The sequence below is a fragment of the Hymenobacter algoricola genome (genome assembly GCF_039539525.1).
GTDB classification, from domain to species: domain Bacteria; phylum Bacteroidota; class Bacteroidia; order Cytophagales; family Hymenobacteraceae; genus Hymenobacter; species Hymenobacter algoricola.
The window spans coordinates 1-4,220 of sequence record NZ_BAABDH010000076.1 but is presented as its reverse complement, the minus strand read 5'-3'; the positions used below and the strand labels follow the sequence as shown (position 1 = coordinate 4,220).

The window sequence follows — 4,220 nt, the reverse complement described above, 5'->3', positions numbered from 1 at the left end:
ATCGTCGTATTTGCGCCGCTTATCCGGCATAGTCTTGCTCTTTTTTGCGGTCATGACTCAGGAAATATACGTCCTGTTTCTGTGCGCCTCGACTAGACCACCTCACATGCGGTTAAATGTAGGCCCGATTGCAGCGCCAGACTACGTATCGTCCTTCGGACCGTTTTGCTGCACTTGGTTCTTTAAAAGAGGTATTTCCCAAGGGCAACCTCATGTGCTCTTGGGAAACGCGAGCGGGTGCAGGTCCCCGCGGAGTTGTTCTCGTTGCCACTCCCGTTCGAGCTCCTGCGCGGCTTGTGGAACGGCTGCGGCCAGCGCAGCGGCCTTGGTGGCGTAGGTGCCTGCATGAGGCGCATGGGTGTAGACGTGCGCTACAGCCGCCGCGTGGCCACTGGAGCGTGCCGCGGCGATGGCGGCTGGGCCCGTTGCCTGCCGGGCTGCGGCGTGCGCGGCAAACGCGGCCGCCCGGCACTCGGCCATGCTGCGTTCGCCCCGCACCCACTGCCGAACCACCTGCAGGGCATGTCGAGGGCGATGGTCCCCGGGCAACTCGGCTTCAAATAGGGTTAGCGTGTGCTCAGCACAGGCCGCCGCCCACAGGGCCAAGGCGTGATGCGCCTGCGTGCTAGAAGTGGGGAAGTGTTGTTTTTTAGCTTTGCTCATGGCGTCGCGGCGAACGGGGGACCCAGCTACGGCTTCGGTTCAGCAAAGTGAAAGATAGAAGACCGTTTAGGTTTACCTGATTCCCAGATGATAGTGCTCAGACAAGTAGCGATAGAGGGCTGGGAAGTCGGCAAATCGTCCGCCTACGTCTGACACGATGGAACCCTCGCGAAATAAGTCCCAGGCTCCCCCCACCCGTTCCAGGACCGGGAGCCGGGCTGTGGTTAGGCGCGGCGGCCGCGGCGCGAAACGCGAAGGCAACGACCGGCAAAACAATACGACGGGCTTCCCGGCGGGCAGCGGGACGCTTCCTCCCACATCGCTGGGTCCATGCGAGGGCGGCATGGTCATCGCAAGCATCGTTTCTCCGGTTTGCGGGTCACGAATGACGGCACTGATGCGGATGCCGGGGTAAACCACTTGCACCGTGTCGGCATCGGAATGCCCTTTCAATAGGCGGGTGATGCGGACCAAACTGGTATAAAACTGACGGGTGCTATCCGCGTTGAAGTACGACGCCGTTCGCACTAATTCGCCTTCGAAGATGAGCGTTGCCTGCTGCATTAATTCCTGCTCTGCTACCACCGTGGGCGCAGATTGTGCGTGCCCCATTGAGGATTGGAGCAAAACAATGCAGAGCCAAGCATAGCACAAAGACAGACGAAACATTGGCTCAAGGTAAGGTGAAGCATTAGAACGCTCCTTTGAATGAACCGCTAATCTAACCAGCCCGCGGGTTCCATAAGGACATGGAACCCGCTTCTGTTACGTGTGCCGAGTTTAAAAAACTCGTCTACTAATCAAAGTTTACGAAACTGCGTTAGGAGATGAGTTTCGTAAACTCCACCGCATGAAGATTGGCTACGCCCGCGTCTCGACCCGCGACCAGAATTTAGAACTGCAGCTCGACGCCCTGACCCAGGCCGGCTGCGAGCTCATCTACCAGGAAAAAGTCTCCGGCGCCCTCGCCGCCCGGGTCGAACTCGACAAGCTCTTGCTGCAGGTGCGCCCGGGCGACACGGTCTACATCTACAAGCTCGACCGGCTGGGCCGCTCGCTCAAGCACCTGCTCGACCTGGTGGCCGAGCTGCAGCGCCGGGACATCGGCCTGATTTCCCTGACCGATGCCATCAACACCCACTCGGCCCAGGGCCGGCTCGTGCTCAACCTGTTTGCCTCGCTGGCCGAGTTTGAACGCGAGCTCATCCGCGAGCGCACCCTGGCTGGACTAGCGGCCGCCCGCGCCCGGGGCCGCGTCGGCGGGCGCAAGCCGGGGTTGTCCGAGGAGGCCCAGCGAACGGCCCGCGCGGCCGAGTTGCTCTACAAGGCCCAGGAACTGAGTGTCGACGACATGGCCCGCAGCCTGCGCATCTGCAAGGCCACCTTCTACAAGTATCTACACCACCGCGGCGTGTCCCTGCACGCCCGGCCCCTGCCCAGTCCGGTGGCCGGGGCTGTCTCGTGAGCAACCACTTACCGGTTGACGCCCGGGGAGGGCGTACCCAGTGGGGTGCACCGTGCGGCGATTATCCCCGCTATTCTCCGCATAATATGCGGAGAATAGCTCCGGGCATTCCCTGGCAGCCACCGCACCGTACCGATCAACGTCTCCACCGGGTGAAGTTTCCAGGTATCTTTGCGTTCTCCCGTGTTTCCCTTGCTATCATGAAGCTCCGCGACCGTTACCCCCAGCTGCAGGACCCGGCCGTGGTCAAAGCCATGGTGCTACGTGCCGTGTACGCCTCCATGGCGCTGGAGAACCAGGCCGTGCCCTTGGCGCGCTTGGAGGCGTTGTACGCGCAGACCGCGCCGGCCCCTTCCCCGCAGCCATGAGCACCGCCCGGGAACAGCAGAACGTGGAGTGGAAAGAGTCGTGGCGGGACGAATACCTCAAGTGGATCTGTGGTTTTGCCAACGCCCAAGGCGGGCGGATTTACGTCGGCAAAAACGACGACGGCCAAGTGGTGGGCTTGCCCAACATCCGCAAGGTGCTGGAAGATTTACCCAACCAGGTGCGCGATTTGATGGGCATCCTCGTGGAGGTCAACCGGCACGAGGAAGGCGGATTGGAGTACCTGGAAATTGTCGTCGAGCCCTATCCTTACCCCATCAGCTACCGGGGACAGTACCACTACCGCAGTGGCAGCACGAAGCAGGAGCTCAAAGGCCCGGCCCTGAGCGCCTTTCTGCTGCAAAAGCAAGGCAAACGCTGGGACGGCGTGCCGGTGCCGGGCGTCACGGCGGCCGATTTGTCGGCGGAGGCCTTTGACCTCTTCCGCCAACGCGCGGCCAAAAGCGGGCGCGTGGACGAGCAGGTCCTGCACGACCACAACGAGGCGCTGCTCGACAATCTCAACCTGGTGGAAGGCAACTACCTGAAGCGGGCCGCGGTGCTGCTGTTTCACCCGAGGCCCGAGAAGTTCATCACCGGGGCCTACGTCAAGATAGGCTTCTTTGCCACCGACGACGATTTGCGCTACCAAGACGAAGTGCACGGGCCGCTGCTGCAGCAGGTCGAGCGCACGCTGGATTTGCTGCAGACCAAGTACACCAAGGCCCAAGTGCGCTACGAAGGCGCCAGCCGCCTGGAAGAACCTCCGTTTCCCGCTGCTGCCCTGCGCGAGGCCCTGCTCAATGCGTTGGCCCACAAAGACTACAGCGGCGGCACACCCGTGCAGATTAGTGTCTACGAGCACCGATTGCAGTTCTGGAACGAAGGCGACCTGCCCGACAGCTGGACGGTGGAGAACCTGTTGCGCAAACACCCATCGAAACCCTTCAATCCGGACGTGGCCAACACCCTCTTCCGCGCCGGCTACATCGAATCCTGGGGCCGCGGCACCCTTAAGATCCTCAGCGAGTGCCGCGCCGTCCACCTGCCGGCCCCGCGCTTCTACTTCGAGGCCTCGGGTTTCGTGGTGGCCTTCGCCGAGTACTCCCCGGCCTACTGGCAGCAACAAGGCGTGCGCGCGGAGCTGATTCCGGTACTGCTCTACACGGGGCAACACGGCAGTATTACCAATACGTTGGTACAGCAGCAACTGGGCGTGAGCAAGCCCACGGCCACGCGTTACCTGGGCGAGTTGGAAAAGAGTGGCTACCTGCAGAAAACCGGGACCCGCGGAGCCGGAACAGAGTACCGGTTGATTGGCTCATGATTGGCTCATCACCAGATGGCGCTCAACGGCAATTCGCTGAATGGACGCTGTAGAGGCGTGTTTTTCGATAGGTGAATTGGCTCACGATTGGCTCACGTGATCGAATCGACTTATCTTTTGCGGTGTCGATCTGGGATTCTATTATAACGAGCTGTAACGTGATCTACTCGTTTAGTTCTACAATCCGGTTGAAGCGCGGGAAGTCTGGCACGTACTTTACCCACACGGAGTCGCCCACTTGGTATTGGCTATTCAGGGAATTGCCGGTATAAGCATGGCCCTGTTGATAAAACCGAGGGGCTTAGGAAGCAGAAGTCAAGAGAATGGGCGTAACTTACTGTTATGCAGCCTGCTAACCGCTACTATAAGTGCAGCAAAATTTCGACCCTTAAATTCCGT

The 4,220-nt window shown here is 60.5% G+C and carries 5 protein-coding genes; 3 read left to right on the top strand and 2 right to left on the bottom strand.

From position 1 onward, the window contains the following. Positions 1 to 210: 210 nt before the first annotated feature. Positions 211 to 663 carry a putative immunity protein gene (locus ABD842_RS21210; protein WP_425553191.1) on the bottom strand — a complete coding sequence of 151 codons (453 nt, stop codon included), beginning with the start codon at positions 661 to 663 and terminating at the stop codon, positions 211 to 213. A gap of 72 nt (positions 664 to 735) precedes the next feature. Next, on the bottom strand, positions 736 to 1,332 hold the full coding sequence (locus ABD842_RS14005) for a hypothetical protein (protein WP_345115067.1): 597 nt from the start codon (positions 1,330 to 1,332) through the stop codon (positions 736 to 738). A gap of 181 nt (positions 1,333 to 1,513) precedes the next feature. Here ABD842_RS14005 and ABD842_RS14000 point away from each other — a divergent pair, with 181 nt between their 5' ends. The 3 genes from ABD842_RS14000 (at position 1,514) to ABD842_RS13990 (ending at position 3,821) form a co-directional block, all read left to right on the top strand. Continuing rightward, the gene (locus ABD842_RS14000) at positions 1,514 to 2,128 is read left to right on the top strand and encodes a recombinase family protein (protein ID WP_425553190.1); all 615 of its coding nucleotides are present in this window, start codon (positions 1,514 to 1,516) and stop codon (positions 2,126 to 2,128) included. 200 nt (positions 2,129 to 2,328) lie between these two features. Further along, complete coding sequence (locus ABD842_RS13995) at positions 2,329 to 2,496, top strand: hypothetical protein (protein WP_345115064.1); 168 nt, start codon at positions 2,329 to 2,331, stop codon at positions 2,494 to 2,496. Next, positions 2,493 to 3,821: an ATP-binding protein gene (locus tag ABD842_RS13990; RefSeq protein WP_345115061.1), complete on the top strand. Its 1,329-nt coding sequence runs from the start codon at positions 2,493 to 2,495 to the stop codon at positions 3,819 to 3,821. The genes ABD842_RS13995 and ABD842_RS13990 overlap by 4 nt, the downstream gene beginning before the upstream one ends. The last annotated feature ends 399 nt before the right edge of the window (positions 3,822 to 4,220 follow it).